The organism is Mariprofundus ferrooxydans PV-1, from assembly GCF_000153765.1.
Classification (GTDB): Bacteria; Pseudomonadota; Zetaproteobacteria; order Mariprofundales; family Mariprofundaceae; genus Mariprofundus; species Mariprofundus ferrooxydans.
Genome location: NZ_DS022296.1, coordinates 13,174 through 31,688 on the forward strand (window position 1 = coordinate 13,174; position 18,515 = coordinate 31,688).

14 protein-coding genes are annotated in these 18,515 nt (G+C 53.3%); 6 read left to right on the top strand and 8 right to left on the bottom strand.

All coding sequences use genetic code 11. The annotated features are described in order from the left end of the window. The first annotated feature begins 69 nt into the window (after window positions 1–69). Together SPV1_RS13475 and SPV1_RS13480 are read left to right on the top strand one after the other, a co-directional pair. The gene (locus tag SPV1_RS13475; RefSeq protein ID WP_009851786.1) at window positions 70–1,551 is read left to right on the top strand and encodes a TolC family protein; all 1,482 of its coding nucleotides are present in this window, start codon (window positions 70–72) and stop codon (window positions 1,549–1,551) included. Between the two features lie 2 nt (window positions 1,552–1,553). Then, window positions 1,554–4,646, top strand: a complete 3,093-nt coding sequence (locus SPV1_RS13480) for an efflux RND transporter permease subunit (RefSeq protein WP_009851787.1) — start codon at window positions 1,554–1,556, stop codon at window positions 4,644–4,646. A 447-nt stretch (window positions 4,647–5,093) separates the two neighbouring features. On the opposite strand, the gene SPV1_RS13485 is transcribed toward SPV1_RS13480, so the two are convergent. The 3 genes from SPV1_RS13485 to SPV1_RS13495 all read right to left on the bottom strand — a co-directional run bounded on the left by SPV1_RS13485 (window position 5,094) and on the right by SPV1_RS13495 (window position 8,156). After that, window positions 5,094–6,488, bottom strand: a complete 1,395-nt coding sequence (locus tag SPV1_RS13485; protein WP_009851788.1) for a cation:proton antiporter — start codon at window positions 6,486–6,488, stop codon at window positions 5,094–5,096. Between the two features lie 129 nt (window positions 6,489–6,617). Continuing rightward, window positions 6,618–7,628 carry a sodium:calcium antiporter gene (locus SPV1_RS13490; protein ID WP_196795147.1) on the bottom strand — a complete coding sequence of 337 codons (1,011 nt, stop codon included), beginning with the start codon at window positions 7,626–7,628 and terminating at the stop codon, window positions 6,618–6,620. Between the two features lie 57 nt (window positions 7,629–7,685). After that, window positions 7,686–8,156 (bottom strand): Crp/Fnr family transcriptional regulator, encoded by a 471-nt coding sequence (locus tag SPV1_RS13495; RefSeq protein ID WP_009851790.1) that lies wholly within the window; start codon window positions 8,154–8,156, stop codon window positions 7,686–7,688. A gap of 161 nt (window positions 8,157–8,317) precedes the next feature. On the opposite strand from SPV1_RS13495, the gene SPV1_RS13500 reads away from it, so the two are divergent. The 4 genes from SPV1_RS13500 (at window position 8,318) to SPV1_RS13515 (ending at window position 11,665) form a co-directional block, all read left to right on the top strand. Next, window positions 8,318–9,523, top strand: a complete 1,206-nt coding sequence (locus SPV1_RS13500; protein ID WP_081442015.1) for a 3-deoxy-D-manno-octulosonic acid transferase — start codon at window positions 8,318–8,320, stop codon at window positions 9,521–9,523. Window positions 9,524–9,547: 24 nt separating this feature from the next. Then, window positions 9,548–10,543 carry a tetraacyldisaccharide 4'-kinase gene (gene lpxK, locus SPV1_RS13505; protein WP_009851793.1) on the top strand — a complete coding sequence of 332 codons (996 nt, stop codon included), beginning with the start codon at window positions 9,548–9,550 and terminating at the stop codon, window positions 10,541–10,543. A gap of 98 nt (window positions 10,544–10,641) precedes the next feature. Beyond that, the gene (locus SPV1_RS13510) at window positions 10,642–10,845 is read left to right on the top strand and encodes a tRNA lysidine(34) synthetase TilS C-terminal domain-containing protein (RefSeq protein WP_009851794.1); all 204 of its coding nucleotides are present in this window, start codon (window positions 10,642–10,644) and stop codon (window positions 10,843–10,845) included. Between the two features lie 214 nt (window positions 10,846–11,059). Then, window positions 11,060–11,665 (top strand): MarC family protein, encoded by a 606-nt coding sequence (locus tag SPV1_RS13515; protein WP_040882029.1) that lies wholly within the window; start codon window positions 11,060–11,062, stop codon window positions 11,663–11,665. A 294-nt stretch (window positions 11,666–11,959) separates the two neighbouring features. Here SPV1_RS13515 and SPV1_RS13520 read toward each other — a convergent pair whose 3' ends face one another. From SPV1_RS13520 to ectA, 5 genes are all read right to left on the bottom strand, one after another. Beyond that, the gene (locus tag SPV1_RS13520; RefSeq protein ID WP_009851796.1) at window positions 11,960–14,248 is read right to left on the bottom strand and encodes a TonB-dependent receptor; all 2,289 of its coding nucleotides are present in this window, start codon (window positions 14,246–14,248) and stop codon (window positions 11,960–11,962) included. A gap of 473 nt (window positions 14,249–14,721) precedes the next feature. Beyond that, window positions 14,722–16,167, bottom strand: coding sequence for an aspartate kinase (locus SPV1_RS13525; RefSeq protein ID WP_009851797.1), 1,446 nt, complete (start codon window positions 16,165–16,167; stop codon window positions 14,722–14,724). A 15-nt stretch (window positions 16,168–16,182) separates the two neighbouring features. After that, window positions 16,183–16,584 (bottom strand): ectoine synthase, encoded by a 402-nt coding sequence (locus tag SPV1_RS13530; protein WP_009851798.1) that lies wholly within the window; start codon window positions 16,582–16,584, stop codon window positions 16,183–16,185. Further along, the gene (ectB, locus tag SPV1_RS13535; RefSeq protein ID WP_009851799.1) at window positions 16,581–17,858 is read right to left on the bottom strand and encodes a diaminobutyrate--2-oxoglutarate transaminase; all 1,278 of its coding nucleotides are present in this window, start codon (window positions 17,856–17,858) and stop codon (window positions 16,581–16,583) included. Before ectB ends, SPV1_RS13530 begins: the two co-directional genes overlap by 4 nt. Before the next feature lie 7 nt (window positions 17,859–17,865). Next, entirely contained in the window at window positions 17,866–18,408 is a 543-nt protein-coding gene (gene ectA / locus SPV1_RS13540) for a diaminobutyrate acetyltransferase (RefSeq protein WP_009851800.1), read from the bottom strand. Window positions 18,409–18,515 lie beyond the last annotated feature (107 nt).

The following is an 18,515-nucleotide window of genomic DNA, read 5'->3' on the forward strand; positions in this document are numbered from 1 at the left end:
GATTTGCGGCCGAATGATACGCATTCATTCTACCACTGTAACCGGAGCCACCGAAAACAAGGAAGCCCCATGAAAACGCTGTTTTATTGCACCATCATTGCTGCGACCACCATGGCTACCACATGCTCTGCTATCGCTTCAGACAGCATGAGTCTGAAACAGATCGTAACTGTCGTCCTGAAAAATCACCCCGACCTTCAGGTCAGCCGCATTGATACCGCTATCGCCGAAACCGGAAAGCAGCGTATTCAGGGCATGCTCGATCCGAGTGTTTCGGCTAGCATCATTGCCAGCGAGGAGAAGACGCCGGTCTCCAGTGACTTCCAGGCGGCAGAAACAAGAACCGGTCAAATTACCGGCGGCATTAACAAGCCACTGTCAAACGGCGATACGGTCAGCGCCAACTTTGCCTACAGCCGCATCAGTCAGGCCTACAACTCCCCATTGGCGGCCCAACTCTCCCGTTTCAATCCGGCCTATCGCAACCAGATCAACCTCAGCTATCGTCACCCGCTACTGAAAGGTGCAGACAGACCCGATTATCATCAGTCACTGACCGTCGCCGATGCCGACATCGAAGCTGCTGACATGCAACGACAGCAACGCGCACACCAGATCATACTGCAGGTCGTCAATGCCTGTTTTCAGCTCGCATCTGATGACATCAATATCCGCATTGCGGCTCAGGCCGTAAAACGCGCAAAAAAACTGCTCGCCTATCAACGCTCGCGCGAGCGCTTCGGCCTGATTGAAAAAGCCGACCGCCTGCAGGCTGAAGCACTGCTTGCAGCGCGCAATACAGATCTCCAGAGGGCTCTGTCGATGCGCATGAACAGCCAAACCAGCCTCAATCGCATGATGTTGCGGAGCGGCGAAGCGGAGCTGGCCGTTCACCTGCAAACGAGTGAGCCGGCAAGCACCCCCTCCATGGATGATGCGCTGAATCAGGCCGAGTCGAAACGTCCCGAAATGCAGCTACTAACAGCGCAGCTGCAGGCGGCAGAAGCCCGCCTGGCCATCAGCAGAGACGCAGACCAGATGCAACTGGATCTGATAGCCGAAGCAGGCTCCCGCGCACTGGCCAACAATGGCGCAACCGCTGCCGCCAGAGGCTTCACCGTCAAGGATCATTATGCGGCTCTGTCGTTTGAACTCTCCGATGTATTGACGCGTAACAGTGCCAATGCGGATATCCGCAAAGCCGAGTTGCAACGTGAGCGGGTGGCCGCTGAGCGCATCAGGACACATGAACAGATTAAAAGCGATATCTCTGCTGCCATCACAGCCATCCATGCCGGCCGCCCCATGCTTGTCGTTGCCCGCAAACAGGCGATCGCTGAAAAACGGAAATTCGATGCGGAAATGCAGCGCTACCGCGAAGGACGTTCGGATACAGCCACGCTCGTTCAGTTTGAAGGAGAGCTGCGCAATGCCGAACTCAATGCGAACCTGCAAGCACTAACTCTGGAGCTTGCTGCTCGCCAACTGTCCTGGGCCAGAGGCACGCTACGCGATGAACTCGGCTTGACCGACATCAGTGCAGGACAATAACCATGCGTAATCTGATCGCTTTTTTTGTTAAACGCGGCGTACTGGTCAACCTGACCTCAATTATTCTGCTGACCGGCGGCATCTATGCCGCTATGAACATGCAACGCGAAGCATTCCCCAGCATCAATTTCGATATCATTGCCGTCTCCGGCGCCTATCCGGGTGCTGCTCCCAGAGAAGTAGAACGTCTGATGCTGGCGCCGATTGAGCAGGAGCTGAAGGGTGTCGACGGCATTAACGTCATCCGCTCCACGGCCTATTCAGGCACCATGCAAATGACCATTGAGGTCGACCCCAATTTCAAGGATCGAGCACGTTTGGTCTCCGACATCCAGCAGGCTATCAATCGGGCCGATCTGCCCGCCGACCTGCCTGCCGACCCTGTTATTATGGAGGTAAAATCGGAGCAGGCACCGGTGCTCACATTCTCCATCTCCGGTAATTTCCAGCCACTGGAACTCAAGCACCTGAGCAGCGCTATCGAAGATGATGTACGCAATATCGGCGGTGTCGCCAATGTCTTTGTGCAGGGGGACCTGAAAGAGGAAATTCGCATTGTGCCCGATCCGGTCAAAATGCGCAGAAACCGGGTCTCGGTCAATGATATTATCGCACTGGTTAAAGGATGGAATATCAATGCGCCCGGCGGCCGCCTTAAAGCGCATGATGGTCAAAGCATTATTCGCATCACCGGTGAGTTCAGCTCGGCAACAGATGCCGGGAATCTGGTACTGCGCGCCAATGAACAGGGGCAGTCCCTGTATCTGAAAGATGTCGCAAAAGTAACTGAAACACTCGAGCGCCCCTATAAATATGTCGGCGCCAAAGGTGAGCCGGCCATTACCATGATCGTGGTCAAAAAAGGTGACGCCGACATTATCAACCTGGTAGACCGCGTACGCGCCTACCTGGCCACTATCCCCAAAAATTACGGCGCGGGTGTGCATGTCAGCGCCTATAATGACCTCTCCACGATTACCCGTCTGAGGCTGGGCGTGCTGACTAATAATGGCATGATCGGTCTGGCGCTGGTACTGGTACTGCTGATGCTCTTCCTGCGTCCGGCTGTGGCACTGACCACCGCCTGGGGACTGCCTATTATCTTCTTCTCCGGTATTGCCGTACTTTATATCACCGGTATTACGCTGAACCTGCTGGTCATGTTCGGCTTTATTATGGTACTCGGCCTGATGGTTGATGACGCTATCATCATCGGTGAAAATGCGACCTATCACATGGAGAAAGGCCTCTCGCCGGAAGAGGCTGCCATCGAAGGCACTTACGAGCTGATCGGACCGGTCACGGCCACGGTACTAACCACAGTCGTCGCCTTTCTGCCGTTAATGTTTATGGACGGCATTATCGGTAAATTTATCGCCTCGATTCCGGTTGTCGTGGTTGTACTACTGACATTCTCATGGTTTGAGGCGATTTTCATACTGCCCAACCATATCCGCGACGTTGCCAACGCGAATAAACACCCGAAAGAGCGCATGCTGTTCATCTGGATCACTAATATTTACACATGGCTGCTCGAAAAGGCCGTGAAACTGCGCTACCTCACAATCCTGATTACCATCGCAGGACTGCTGGGCTCCTTCGCACTGGCATCGACCATGAAATTTCAGTTATTCCCGTCCGGAGCAGAGAGCACCTTCTATCTGAGGGTAAATATGGCGACCGGTACAACACTGGAAGAGATGCGCAATGCGCTTAAATCGCTGGATGTCGAAGTACGCAAGCGTATTGATCCGACTCTGCTGGAAACCACCACCATGATCGCCGGTGAAAACAGTGCCGACCAGCGCGAAGCACTAAAGCAGATCGGCGATCGCTTTGGTTTCGAGCGGGTTATTTTGACACCCTTTACCGAACGCAGCGTCAAAGCCTACGACGTCATGGGCAGGCTCGAAAAAGAGATACCGCCGCTGTTTCCGAACATGGAAATCAGCTTTGCCATGGAGAGATCGGGGCCACCTGTCGGACGCGCCCTGCAGGTGGAGCTCACCGATGCGGATGAAGCCACCATGACACGGGTGGCAACACGGTTGATTGCGATGCTGGACAACATCAAGGGCGTTTATGCTGTGGAGAGCGACCTGGAGCCGGGCGATCCCGAGATTCGCATTGTCATGGACAGAAGCCTTGCCGCTTATGCCGGCATTGATCTGGCAACTGCCAGTACCCATATCCGTGCAGCCTTCGATGGCCTGCGCGTATCCACAATTAAACGCGGCAAGGAAGAGATTGATGTCACCATCCGTTATCCCGATCGCGCCCAGCATGATATCAACACGCTGATGAATCTTGAAATTCCGAATAAAACCGGAGGATTGGTACCGCTCCACCGGATTGCGCACCTGGTACACAAGGCCGGCACCAGCAGTATTCGCCACAAGGATGGCCGGCGCATCATCAATGTCTCGGCCGAAGTGAATCAGAAAGATATCACATCCAAAGAGGTTAACGCCCTGATCAAGAAGCGCAGCAGCGAATGGCTCGGTGATGATGCCGGGAAAATACGTGTTAATTACGGCGGTGAGGAGGAGAAAACACAGGAGTCTGTCAGAGGCCTTGTTTTCAGTTTTGTGTTTGCCCTGTTGGGCATCTTCGCCATTCTGGCCGTTCAGTTTAACCGCATCGGCTATCCGATTCTGGTGATGCTGGCCATTCCATTCGGCATTATCGGTATAATTGTCGGTTTTTTCCTGCATGGGGCGCCGATCTCATTCATGGCGATGATGGGTTTTGTGGCGCTCACCGGCGTGGTCGTCAATGCCTCACTGGTCATGGCCGTTTTCATCCAGCGACAGATTCTTGATGGCGTACCGTGGCGGCAGGCCATCATTGAGAGCGGCAGACGTCGTCTGCGCGCGGTACTGCTGACCGCGATTACTACGGTTGTAGGCCTGTTGCCAACCGCCTACGGATGGGGTGGCTTTGATCCGTTCGTCGCTCCCATGGCGTTGGCACTCTCGTGGGGACTGATGTTCTCTACCGTCATAACCCTGTTTTCAATACCGGCAGCACTTGGTATCGCTTTGGACTGTAAATATATGCTACTACGCCTGTTCAGCATCAAACAGAAAGGTTAACAAGCTTTAATGACCGGTTAACAAGAGCATCATAGCGCGCCCCTACTGTATTGCGTGTCTGGTGTCCCCCTCCTCCCTCCCTTTGGACATCAGGCCCAGACAAAAAGGCTCCGTTATACGGAGCCTTTTTTTGTTGCACTTGCACATACTTACCTCCCACTACCCCTGCAGCTCATCCACTTTCTTTCCGACTTTGTGTGAGCTGGCGCACAGATCCTGTGATGCTATCAGGCATTCTTAATGCCTGTACCGGAAGCAAATCAGTTCGACTGTTTAAAGTTGTACGACATAGATCCGATAGTTATTGCTAAATAGCTTTATTAAACCTGACTATTCCCCTCGGTCTGGCGTCAACTCCCCCCTTCCCCTCGACGTCAGACCAATAAAAGGCCCTGCAATGCAGGGCCTTTTATTTTAATTCAAAACTCACCAATCGTCATCTGAACATCAGTGTAAACCGGCCTCTTCCTCTTCCCGTACCTCTCTGGCAAAAGCTTCCTTATTCACTGCAATAATCGCCAGCAGAATGCCGGAGTAGATAAACGTTGAGAGCAGAACAACACCGATCACCACAGCCTTGAACATCTCCAGGTGCTCGAAACCAACAGGAATCATCATTAGCATCACGATAGAGAGTCCACCCTTGATGCCGGCAAAGGTCAGTATGCCCCACCAACGAAAATTGACGTTGCTCATGCGCGTGGTCCGATTGGTGATCACGGCAAACTTGGCCATCATCAGCGCGCGAATAATCGTTGTCGCAACAAACATGGCGAGGATTTCCGTTTTGTAATGCCAAAGCAGTGACAGATCAACTATTTCAGCCATTGCCACAAACAGAATCGTATTAGCCACCAGAGCCAGCAGTTGCACATCCTCCTTGGTACGCACATGCCTGTCCCGCTCTTCGATAGAGATACGAATACGTCCGAGCACATTGGCAATCATGTTACGTGAAGAGGGTTCATTTTGCGCCTCCTGCTGTATGCACTCCACATCGTCACCCAGCCGGGCGTCCTCAGCCTCGATACTGCGGGTCATCAAATGGTGAATCGTAATGGTCGCAAAAATACAACTGAGAATACCGGACAAGTGCATATGGGAGTGCGAACCAAACAGGTTAAGCAGCGTATAAAAGTGCTCCGACAATTCAAATGCGCCATAGCCGGCGATGATGATCATCATCATTTCGGCAATCCGGTTTTCCGTGGTCTTCAGTGCGGCAATGCCGAGCAGGCCGATGACAAAACCAAACAACGCCGAGCCCAGCACAACAATCAGACTGGTTTCAGTCACATATGCCGTGGAAATTTCACCACCATCCAGAGCATACAGGCCGATAAAGACAAAAACGATCAACGCAGTGGCATCGTTGAACAGACTCTCACCTTCAGCCAGAATTTTAAGCTTGTGGGGCAGCTCAAACTTGGAAAAAATGCTGACAACCGATACGGGATCTGTTGCCAGTACCATAGCGAACAACACGATGATGGCCGCAACCGACAAATGATACTGGCCAAATAACCAGTCGGCGGTAAAAATCGCCAGCACAACTGATAGCCCAACCGCCACCACCGCCAGGTAAAACAGGCTTAAACCGTGCTCCTTCAGGTCCGACAGCTTCAATTCCAGAGAATCGGCAATCAGCAGTATCGGTAGCAAAAAAATAACCAGCTCGGCAAAATGCTCCGTATCACCGGTCATGATAGGCACCTGTTGAAACAGGTAATGCACCAGAAAAGAGAGCCCGATCAAACCAAGCGGCGAAGGCAGGCTGAGCTTGTCTTCCAGTTGCAGCGCCAGATAAAGAATGACTGCGATTACCAGCAATGTCGTGATCATCAATAACTCCCTGCTATTACCACCAATGTCATCTGCCGCCACAGGTGCATTGGCAACTCAACTTATGACAAACATGCATTCACGCGGCACGCGCAATTATTACGCCAATTCCCCGTAAAAACATAAGACCTAATACAATATAACCACTGCCACAAACAACAGGTACAAGCCTGCATTAAGCAGCAACGCTATCGGCCTGAACCAGCTGGCTCGACTGATGAGCCACAACCACGCCACTCCGAGCACCGCAAGCAAGACCGCCGCAGCGGCATGAATGTCGCTAAAATGCCATGGCATCAGCAACATACCTGCAGCCGGAATGATGGTGCTCTGAAACACCATTGCCCCGGTAATATTACCAAAAGCCAGCGTATCCCTGCCTCGTCTGATCCACAGAATCGAATTCACCTTCTCCGGCAATTCAGTCGCTACCGGCACAACCAGCAGCGCAATCACGAGCGCGGAAACACCGAACAAGGCACTGGCCTGCTGCACCCCATCGACAAAAACCCTAGCCCCGACTACCAGCAACGTAAGACCGCATAGTAGCTGCAGCACCACTGCAGGCATACCATCCCCGAGCAGCCGCGATACATACAGGGGCGAATCAGCTTCCGTCGAATGCCCCTCATCCACCAGCGCGCGACTAGCCTGGATAGTTTTCAGCACATACAGGAAGTAGGTCAAAAACAGGGCTGTCGCGAAAGCGATCTTGGCTGATTCCCAGCCTTCCGGGAGCAGGGCCGCCCCGATCACCAGAGAAAAAGCAAGCATAAATACGCGCAAATCGCGATTTAACCCGCCGGATTCGGGCTTAAAGCGTGCATGCCAGCCCCGTTTTCTGCCTGCAAAGAATGCCATCAAACCGAAGCTGAGAGTACCTAACATGAACGGCGCACCAAGTATTGCACCAAGGCCCACGTCACGGTTAACCGATTCAGCGGCGCCTCCGGCCAGAATCGCCACCATAGGTACAATGGTCTCGGGCATGGCCGTACCGACGGCGGCAAACACAGAGCCGGTAACCCCCTCGGAAACACCCAGCCGCTCGCCAATATGTTCCAGTGCGTTGGTAAACAGCTCGGCCGCCAGATAGACAATCCCGAGTGCCAGCAGCAGTAGCATCACAGTTGCAGTCAAAACATCGCCTTCAACAAGCGCCGTTTATCGTGCACAGGTTGTTGTACGAGGCGGTTTTTACTTGTGGCTACCTGACATAAATGACATCAGCTTGACCTGATCGGCCTTCAGGCCGCGAATCATGCGTGACTGATACAATAACATATAGGTAAACAGCGCGAACACCAGCTCATGGCTGGTCTGCATCAGACGGGCAAAGCCGGCGCGATCCATCGTGTAGACGATGCTGTCCTCTGCTGCCACAACAGTCGCCGTCGCCAGCTCACCGGACAGAAAAGTCACCTCACCGATCATCGAGCCTTCACCCAGACCTGCCAGACGCTGCACCTGACCATCCAGATCCTGAAAAATATCCACGCAACCGGAACGAACCAGATACAGTATGCCGCCCTTTTCACCCTCTTTAACGATGGTGTCACCTTTTTTGATGGCGACTGCACGAACGACACCCTCCAGCTGCTGATGTTGTTCATCACTCAACTTTGTTTTAATGATGTTGTTTTCAATCCATGCGACTTCGATGTCCACAGGGCCCCTCCGATCATACCATTTTCGAAATTCAGATTGCAGACTATCGACTGATTCGACACAAGTCTACGCGAGTATTGATGCTCCTTTCAGGCATCGCCAGCCCCATCAATATTCAAGGTAAACTGGTATAATGTGGCCATTCCTGCTGCAATACGGCCATGCAAGCAGGCAGCTCCTCCCCAATCAGCGCAACCGAGAAGTGGCGCCAGCACTTCACCATCGACCTGCCCGTTACTCAAACCGGCTGCATATGGGTACATGCCTGCTCTGTAGGAGAGGTAGGCTCGGTCACCCCATTGATTCAAGCGCTGCTGAATCAGGGCCATAGCGTCCATTTAACTGTTGTTACCGCCACCGGTTTTGAACATGCGCATCGTCTGCTGGGCAACCGCATCAGCACCTCTTTCCTGCCATGGGATCTGCCCGGCGCCATGTCCCGCTATGTCGCACGTTTGCAACCGGCGCTGATGCTGTTGACCGAAACCGAATTCTGGCCCGGTATGCTAAGCGCCTGCCAGCGGAAAAATATCCCTGTCATCGGTATCAACACACGTATTTCCGACCGCTCCTTTCCCCGCTATCTGGCATCGCGCTGGTTATGGCGGCACTGGCTTAAACCTGTTTCACTGTTTCTGGTCCAGAGTGATACGGATGCCAAGCGCCTGACAGCCATCGGCGTGCCTGCGTCAAGAATCAAAGCCTGCGGCAACCTGAAATATGCCCTTTCGGCTCCGGAGGTCGACAGTCAGCATCTGCGTGAACGCGTCGACAGCACAGGCCGCAGACCGATATTGCTGGTTGCCAGCACTCATCAGAGAGAAGATGAACGCATCCTCAAACTATGGGAGCAGTGGCATGCTGCATGCCCGGATCTGCTGATGCTTGTCGTGCCACGCCATCCGGAGCGATTCGACAGTGTGGCCGAACTGATTCTCGCACGTGGTCACAGCCTGTCACGCTGGTCGTCTGATGAAGTGCAAACGGCTGCTGATATTGTTCTGGTCGATGCCATGGGTGTACTGACCGGCCTCTACTGCATTGCCGACCTCGTCATTATCGCCGGCAGTCTGGAGCCTGTCGGCGGCCATAATCCGCTGGAAGCTGCGGTCTGCGGTCGCGGTGTCGTTACCGGTCCGCATGTGCAGAACTTTCGACAGGTGATGCATGAAATGCAGCAGTCAGGCGGTGCTATTGTCACGCATGATGACGATGAACTGGCAGCCGCGACTACCCGCCTGCTGCATCACCCTGAAGAGCTGAGAGAGTTACACACCAATGCTACACGCTTCATGCAGGATAAGGGCCATGCACTGGAGAACATGCTGGCTGCAATACAGCCATGGCTGCCCGAGCCAAGGCCATGAAGCTATACATACTGAAGCGCCCGCATGGCTAACATCCATGCCTGGGTGGAGAGGATTTGGTGGTCCCAAGCCCGGCCTCCGCTGCTGCTGCGTTTGCTGGAGCCGGCCTATGCCGCGATCAGCCGCCGCCATTTAAGCAAACGCAGCAGAGCTGTAATCAAACCGTCCATTCCGATGATCTCCATCGGCAATATCACTGCCGGCGGTAGCGGTAAAACACCGTTTGCCCTGTGGCTGGCCACCGAGCTGAAAGCACACGGATACCAACCAGTCATCCTCTGTCGTGGTGACGGCGGAAAATCCGGAAAAGCTGCACTGGTGGAAGCGCGAGCCGATGCCAACAGCGTCGGTGATGAGGCATGCATGCTGGCTGACCTGGCCCCCTGCCCCGTGATCGCCGCACAGGATCGGGTAGCCGGCAGCCAGCTGGCGGCCGGGATAGGGAATCTGCTAATCCTCGATGACGGCTTTCAGTATCGCCAGCTGGATCGTTGCTGCGATATTGTGCTGGTGCCTGCCGAAGGTATCGGTAACGGCCATCAAATTCCGGCAGGACCACTGCGGGAGCCTGTTGCTGCCCTGCAGCGCGCAGATATCGTGGTTCGCACATCCAACCGGCCCCAAGCCCGGATCGATCCTGTCTGGTCGCACAAAGAGTGGCGCTGGCAAGCCAAAGCCGGCGAGCTGATCGATATTCGCAATACCGGCGCACCCGCACCCGCACAAGTATGCGCGGCTACGGCCATCGCCCGACCTCAGCGCTTTTTCGATGACCTGGCATCAACCGGCATCGCCCTGCTCTCGACACAAACATGGCCGGATCATTACCGCTTTACCAAACAGGATACAGCAGCGTTGCTGGCGCTTAACACCCCAGTTGCGGTAACGGCTAAAGATGCCGTCAAACTTGTCCGCCTGTGGGCTGCTGATCGCCCCCTGTGGGTGCTGCAACAACGCGCCGAAGCCGAAGAGGGCCTGCTCAATGCTATTATCCGGCAAATACAACACCCTGAGCAATAAAATTCCACCGGCTTGGCATGGAAGGTGCTTATCTATCACTCCAGGCAAAATGAAGCCTATACACTGTTAAAACCATTGATAAACCGGGGGATTGAGCAATGTCAGAACTCAGCAAATCAGCAGTACAGTTAAATACCATGATAAAAACAGCTATTCATGATGAGAAAATCACGCCGTGGGAGCGTGAGCAGATCATGATGCTTGCTGATGAGGATGGTATTATAGACAGTCATGAGAAAGCGCTTCTGGGCCAGTTGCAGGATATGATTCAAAGTGGAGCCATCAAACTGATGAAGGAATAGCCTGCCTAGGCTGCACTTTCGCCGGGGGTCTCATCATGACCCGGCTTAAATCTGAATATGTCTGAATGCTCAGACTGCCCTGGCGGTCGAAACAGCGTGTCTGGTGCCATAACCCGGCAGGTACAATCCGCTGAAAGCTGATCCCGCTCGTCCGGAGCAATATCGCAGGGTGCCAGCTTGACACCCTGTTGTGCTTTACCTAGCAAGGGTTGCTATGGATCCCTTCCTGAAGTCCCTGACTCTCTTTCTCGTTCTATTCAACCCTTTCCTGATGAGTATTTACCTGCTCGACCTGATCCAGGATCTGGATAGAGGCACTTTTTTCAAGGTTCTGTTTCGTGCCACGCTCATTAGCGGCTCGGTGTTTCTGGTCTTTGCCTGGGGAGGCGATGCGATCTTCACCGATATCCTGCAGGTTCAGTTTTCATCCTTTCTGATCTTCGGCGGCATTGTCATCTTTATCATTGCCCTGCAAATGATGTTCACCGGCAGCGACGCGATCAAGAAAATGCGCGGCGGCGATCCCGCCCACCTCTCCGGCTCCATTGCCATGCCATTCATGATCGGACCCGGGACCATCAGTGCCAGCGTTATTACCGGCACCACCCTCAGCTATCCGCTGGCATTAGCCGCGATCACCCTGTCGCTTATATTGACTGTGCTGATGCTGATGGTGCTGAAATACGCCTTTGATATTATCAAGGTACGCAATGCCGATCTGCTTGAGCGCTATATTGATATCACCGGCAGGGCCAGCGCCCTGCTGACCGGCACAATCGGCGTCCAGATGATACTGCAGGGCATCCACAAGGCGCTCTAACCCATAAACCTCAGCCCGCCGTTAGCCAGCCTGAATGACAAATCATCAGGACAGATGATTTGCACGTATTACGCCTGAAAGGTGAAGGCCATGGATGGTCTGAATAACAAATCGGCAGGAGAGCCGGTTTGCACACTTTGCGCCCGAAGGGTGAGGGCACGGATGCCTCGACCGGCGGAAAAGGTGGTTCACCCAATTGCGTGCGATTCAATATGAGCAACACTTAAAAAACACCACATAAAAAAGCCCAGCCGCACAAAGTACGGCTGGGCGAGAATATGGAACGATTCGTTGTTAAAGGTCGATGGTAACCCCTGCAAAGATGGAACGGCCCATGCCCGGTACCGCGATACCCCAGGGAACAGCGGTACCCATGGTTGCGCCCTGACCAAGATATGCGCCACCCAGCGGATGGTTGTAGAAGCGATCCAGGAGGTTGCTTACGCCGACATCAAGGCGGACCTGCTTCCACTGGTAGGTGCTATGCAGGTTCACCAGTGTGTAGCCCCCCGTCACCATTTCATTTCTGACCTTCGACACCTTCTTCTTGGCTGCAACCATCTCAACATCAACACTGCTGCTCCATCCACCCAGAGCATGCTCAAGGATCATATGCCCATTCAGAGGCATGATATTGTAAAGGTTTTCTCTGGTTACCTTGTTTTTGCCGCGAACGTAATTCATCAGGCCTTTGGCGGTTACACTGCCGTAGCTATTATCGCTAACGAGGAGATCTCCTGATAAATCGACACCGTACAGATGGGCTGACTGGTTGACGAACTGCAGGTAGACGAATGAATTGGTCGCTGTCTGGTTTGCCGCACCACAGTTGGCGTTGGCAGAGCTACAACGTGCTGCATCGACATGGTCGCTGATGTAGGTGTAGTAAGGTGACACCTTCACTCCCCACTGCTTCTTGCCAGCATCATGGAGGTCAACCGTGGCACTTATCGTATGGGAAGTTTCCGGCTTCAAATTTAGATTGCCAACGTAACCATTGCCATCACCGGCCATATTCACCATGCGCATCATCATACCGGCAGTGGACCATGTGTAGCGTTCATAAAGATTCGGAGAGCGGGTCTTCATCGCGTAACCGAACTCAATGGTCTTGTTCTCATCCGGGGTAAAGCGTACCAGCGCAGTCGCATCAATATTGTTATCGACCTTTTTGCGATTTGTGGCATTAAAAGCGGCGGATTCTGCGCCCTGGAAGGCCATCATCGTATTATATCCCTGAACAGCACCTGTATTCATATCAACACGCTCGAATCGCAGGCCCAACTGACTCAGCCAGCTACTGCTTATCTGGGACTCCCACTCACTGTAAACCGCCATTCGATCGCGTTTGCCGCCATTGATGTTCCAGAAAACGTTCGGTGCCATCATTGCTCCACCGGAAGGATTCCACCAATCATCCAGTCGGTACTGCTGATACTCTGCACCGACCCGCAGCAGATCAGCAGACGATAGGTCAATGTTTGCTTTCAGAGAGGCACCAAGGTTTTTACCCTCGGTATCCATAGGCATACCGCGTGCAACCCCTCCGTAAAGAAACTGTTTGTCCTGACCAAACTGCATGGAGTGTTTTGTATTTTCGAAGTAGACTCGCGACTCCAGGTTGCCCCAATCGAACTCACTGGTCACACCCAGATTTGCCTGAATGCTCTTATTGCCAGTCATATCCATGCGTTGATTTGTCCAGCCCTGTTTAGGGATGTCCTGAAGACCGAGTTTCAGATCGATCATGTTGTCGCCGTTTAACACATCGACTGCAAGAGCGTGGTTGGTCGCTTCGTACATGCTTGAGCCAACCTCATCGCCTGCCAACCACCCTCGATCTACCGCGGCAAGACCCGCTGGCTTGAAGGCTGCAGCAGCCTTGTAATTCTTTGCTTTCACAGTGGAGCCGTTATATCTGACGCTGGCCGTTTCGGTAGCGGCCGTTGCAGAGGCACTGCCTCCCACGACATTGCCGTTGCTACGATAGAATGCACCGATTTGACCCTTTAAGAGCGTGCCTTCACCGGGCTTGGCAAATTCAGGGCTTTCAGATTTGACCAGAATTGTTCCACCAATACTGTCTCCCCCCATACTTACCGGTGAAATACCGGCAAAAACCGTCGCACTGCCTACATTGCTCGGATCGATGTAGGAGAGTGGCGGGTTCATATGGTTGGCACAGGCGGATACCAGGTCCATCCCATCGACTTTGATACGAAGTCGATCATCAGCCAAGCCGTGGATCGTTGGCAAACTGGAAACACCGCCGCCACTCTGAAGATTCACCCCGGGTGTGTTTTTCAGCAGGCCAGCGGTGTCGCTCGTCGCGATAGACTTCGATTTCACTTCATCCTTGCCTACCACTGTGCAATCGGCTGCCTGCGTGTCGGCTGGAGCCGCATTGACCTTGATGGTCGGCAGATTCTCTTCGGCCCATGCATGACCTTGCGCCATACCGATGGCTAGCACAGAAAACAGCAGGTGCCTCACACGGAATGACGATGTTGCAGCTTTATCCATTTTTCTGTTTCCAGAAAAGATATGCCCTTCTTCACTGGAAAAGAGCTTTTTGAAAATCATTATATATCCCCCCTCAATTGCAGACATCCTGTCGACTGAAAGCCTCTGACTGCATTCGGTATCATTTGCTTGGCGGCGGATGTTACTGACGGGGAGTTTTCGTAAAATGTGGCATAATGTCGCAGAGATATTGCGACAGGTCGCGCATTGTGTGCTTATCACTAATCAAATAGCCGAGTAACCTGCAGTTATCACTGTTATCTTAAAACTCTTGAGTGGGGGTTAATGAATCTACCTAGGGGTGCTCAGTGTCATCACGCAACCTCAAACCGTCCAAAGATAATTCTAAAGTTAACACAAGGGTGCTATTGGCAGCTCATAATTGATTTGAAAGAAATGTGCTGGATTCTGTCTCAAACCGACTCTGTGACGGTTTGGCCTCCGAACAGACAGAAAAAACCGCCACAAGAGCGGCTTATCTGTTACTTCGTTTACTTTACTGGCTATGATCATCGGAGCGCAGCCTGTGAGCATCAGCCGGGTGGTGCCGATATGCACTTGCCGTGATCGTGAATCTCAACCAGCACGCCGTGCAGACTCTTGACCGCCAACTCGTAATCCTCTTCGTTGACGACAAACTGCATGTCGACCTGACGCATCGACTGATGCATCGCCAGAACACTGATGTTATTAGCAGCGAGCGCGCCGACGGTTTTGGCGAGGATACCGGGCACCTGCATATCACTGCCGATGGCCGAAACGATAGCAACCTTCTGCTGATCAAGCTCGGCATCCGGATAGCACTGCTCAAGCGCGGTACGGATACGGCGCACCGTCTTCAGGTTGGTAAACAGGTAGTGGGTGATGGTGTTGGCATTGATGTCCTTGGAGACAATATGCGCCCTGAAACGGCGGATTGTCTCGAGAATCTGCCGATCATATAGGTCGATACTGCCGGTCATGTCCTGATCGAAGAGCTCCAGCGCATAGACTCCCTTACGTCCGGCGATGATCTCCACGCACGGCCTGCTACTGCGATAGTCGCTGGTGATCAGCGTGCCGGGGTGATCCGGTTCGAAGGTATTCTTGACACGCAGCGGAATATTGCGATGCCTCAGCCCCTTCGCCGCCTTCGGATGGATCGCCTCCATACCGAGATTGGCCAGCTGGTCGGCGACATCGTAGTTGGTACGCCCTATCGGTACGGCCTTATCTTCACCCACCAGCCGCGGATCGGCACTGCTCAGGTGAAATTCCTTGTGAATAATGGTCTCGCGCGCCTCTGTCAGCACAGCAATACGGCTGAAAATCATCTCGCTGTAGCCGCGATCGAAGGTGGACATCACACCGCTGTCACTATGCGCATAACCGGTAACGATCGGCACTTCACGCTCAAGATCAATCGAAGCGAAGGCGTCGATAATACGCTCATCAAGCGAGGTGTGGCACGTAGCACGCCAGCCGGTGAGATCGACAAAGCAGGCATTGATACCGTCACGCTTTAGCAACTGGGCCGTATTCCAGGCACTGTGCGCTTCTCCGACGCTGGCCAGCATCTCGCGCACTTCGGCCAGGTGTGACTCCAGTGCAAAATGACCATGGCGACAAAGGCTCTGCAGGTCCGAAAGACAGCGCTCGGCATCTTCGAGCCGCTCACTGATAAATGCATTCGCCCGGGTCAACAGCTCTGTATTGCCAAACAACGAACTGTTGATGGCGAAGAACTCATCCTTGACCGCGTGCAGCATCTCGCGCCAGCTGTCATCATTGACAGCGTCGGCAAACAGGGCGTAAACGCCCGGTTTACCGCTCTTCTTATGCTCCAGCAGCTGGTTGGTGATGCCGCCGTAAGCCGATACGACAATAATTCGCTGGCAGCGACTCTCACCAGCCCCCGGGCGCAGTATAATATTGTCGCGCACGGCAACATAGTTGCTCATCGACGTGCCGCCGACCTTCTCTACACTGTGGTTGTTCATCGCTGTGTAGCTGGCTTAGCTGCCTGCCTCAGCACCCGGGCAGTAGGCACCATCAGCATCGTGCTTTTCACTGCCGGTTACCGGTGGATTGAATACGCAGACCATGCGCATGGTTGTTCTGGCCCGCAGCCAGTGGCGCTCGTTGCCATTGAGCAGATAAACGGAGCCGGCCTTGATTTTATAAACCTCGCCGTTATCTGTTGTCTCAACTTCACCTTCACCCTCGATACAGTACACCGCCTCAATATGATGCTTATACCAGAGCAGGGTTTCCGTACCGGCGTGAATGATTGTATCGTGCAGCGAAAAGCCCACGGCATCATTATTAAGAATCAGCCGGCGGCTCTCCCAGTTACCGTTTTTCGCGTGCACATCACGCTCGCTATCGATGATATCGTTCAGGTGGCGAACAATCATACCAGCACCCCTTCACGCAGCCCCTGACGCACCTTCAACACGGCCGCAATCGAATCATCGATAATCTTCAGCCCCTCTTCAATAAGCGCTTCATCAATGGTTAGTGCGGGCAGGAATTTCAGCACCTGACCGTTGGCACCGGCTGTTTCGATGATCATATTGCGGCTAAATGCCTCCTCAGAGATACTGCTGGCAAAACCGGCATCGGAAAAGTCGATTCCCCAAACCATGCCTACACCGCGCAACTCACCGCAGGCCTCCGGATGCTTCTCAAGGATTGCCTTCAATCCTTTCTCAAACAGGCCGCCCTTGTAAGCAATACCTTCGGCAAAATCAGGCGTATCCCAGTATTCCAGGGCCTTGGTAGCGGCAACGAAAGCCAGATTGTTACCACGGAACGTACCGGTATGTTCACCGGGCTTCCATTGATCCAGTTCCGGACGCATCAGCAACAGCGACATGGGTAAGCCGGTGCCGATTGATTTGGAAACCGTCACCATGTCCGGCATAATGCCGGCGCGCTCAAAGCTGAAAAAGGTTCCTGTGCGCCCATTACCCATCTGGATATCATCGATAATCAGCAGAATATCGAATTCACGGCAAATCGACTCCAGCTCCTGCAGCCATTCATCACGCGCCACATGGATGCCACCCTCACCCTGAACGGTTTCGACAATAATCGCAGCCGGCAGGTCGACGCCGCTGCTCTGGTCGGTAAGCAGCTTACGCAGGTAAGCCATGCTGTCGAAACCCGATCCGAGGTAACCATCAAACGGGATAAAAGCGCTGTTGGCGCGCACGCCATAAGACTCATCGCGATAGAAGGAGTTGCCGGTAACAGCCAGTGACCCCATGGAGAGGCCATGATAGGCATTGGTAAAAGCGATAATATTGGAGCGCCCCTTAACCATGCGCGCCAGCTTCAGTGCTGTTTCCACAGAGTTCGTGCCTGTAGGGCCGGTAAACTGAACCTTGTACTCCATGTTGCGCGGCGCAAAAATCGTATCGCGTAACTTCGTCAGAAAGGCCTGCTTGGCCAGAGTGGCTTTATCCAGTCCATGGACAATACCATCATGCTGGAGATACTCGATCAGCGCCTCCTTGATAGCAGGGTTGTTGTGACCGTAGTTGAGAGATCCGGCGCCGGCAAAAAAATCGATATAGCGGTTATCGTGCTCATCAAATATCTCAGAGCCTCTGGCAACATCGAATACGGCAGGAAAGGAACGGATATAACCCCGAACCTCGGATTCCATCTCTTCAAAAATTCTCATGTTTCTATTATCTCCCGATTAAGGTTTTGCTTACCGAAGTAATCGGACCCACGCGAATCAGGTTCTCCTGTTCATGATTTTCGCCGAACATGTCGGCCGGAAAAATAAGTGATTCATGAATCGTGCTTTTGCACTCGTTAGCCAGCCCTTGAAACAGGGAACGCGATGCGTCATTGGAAGGATTTACCGTCGCTTCGACATGGCGTATGCTCTTGAGATTACGGCGCGACAGTAGATGTCTGAGCATCTTCTTGGCCACGCCGCGTCCGCGCAGTCGCGCATCTACAGCCACCTGCCAGACAAACAGCGTGTCACGTCGTTCGGGCGGAATATAGGCAGTAATAAACGCAACCACGGCATTGTTCTCTTCAACAACCACACAGGTTGAAGAGAAGTGTTCGCAGAGGATTAAATAACAGTACCGGGAGTTGACGTCCAGCGGTTTACAGCGCTCAACAAGCGCATGTATCTCCGGACCGTCATTCGCAACTGGTGCACGAAAAGACAAACGGCCTGCTTCCTTAGTTTCCAGATTGTTTCCGGTAAGCATTGGCGGGTACCCTAGACGCCAGATCTCAAAATGCAAATCAGCCCGGGAAAGAGACAAACATCAAACTCCAGCAGTCGGGAGCAGTACGCCTGCCACAGCTCGCATGG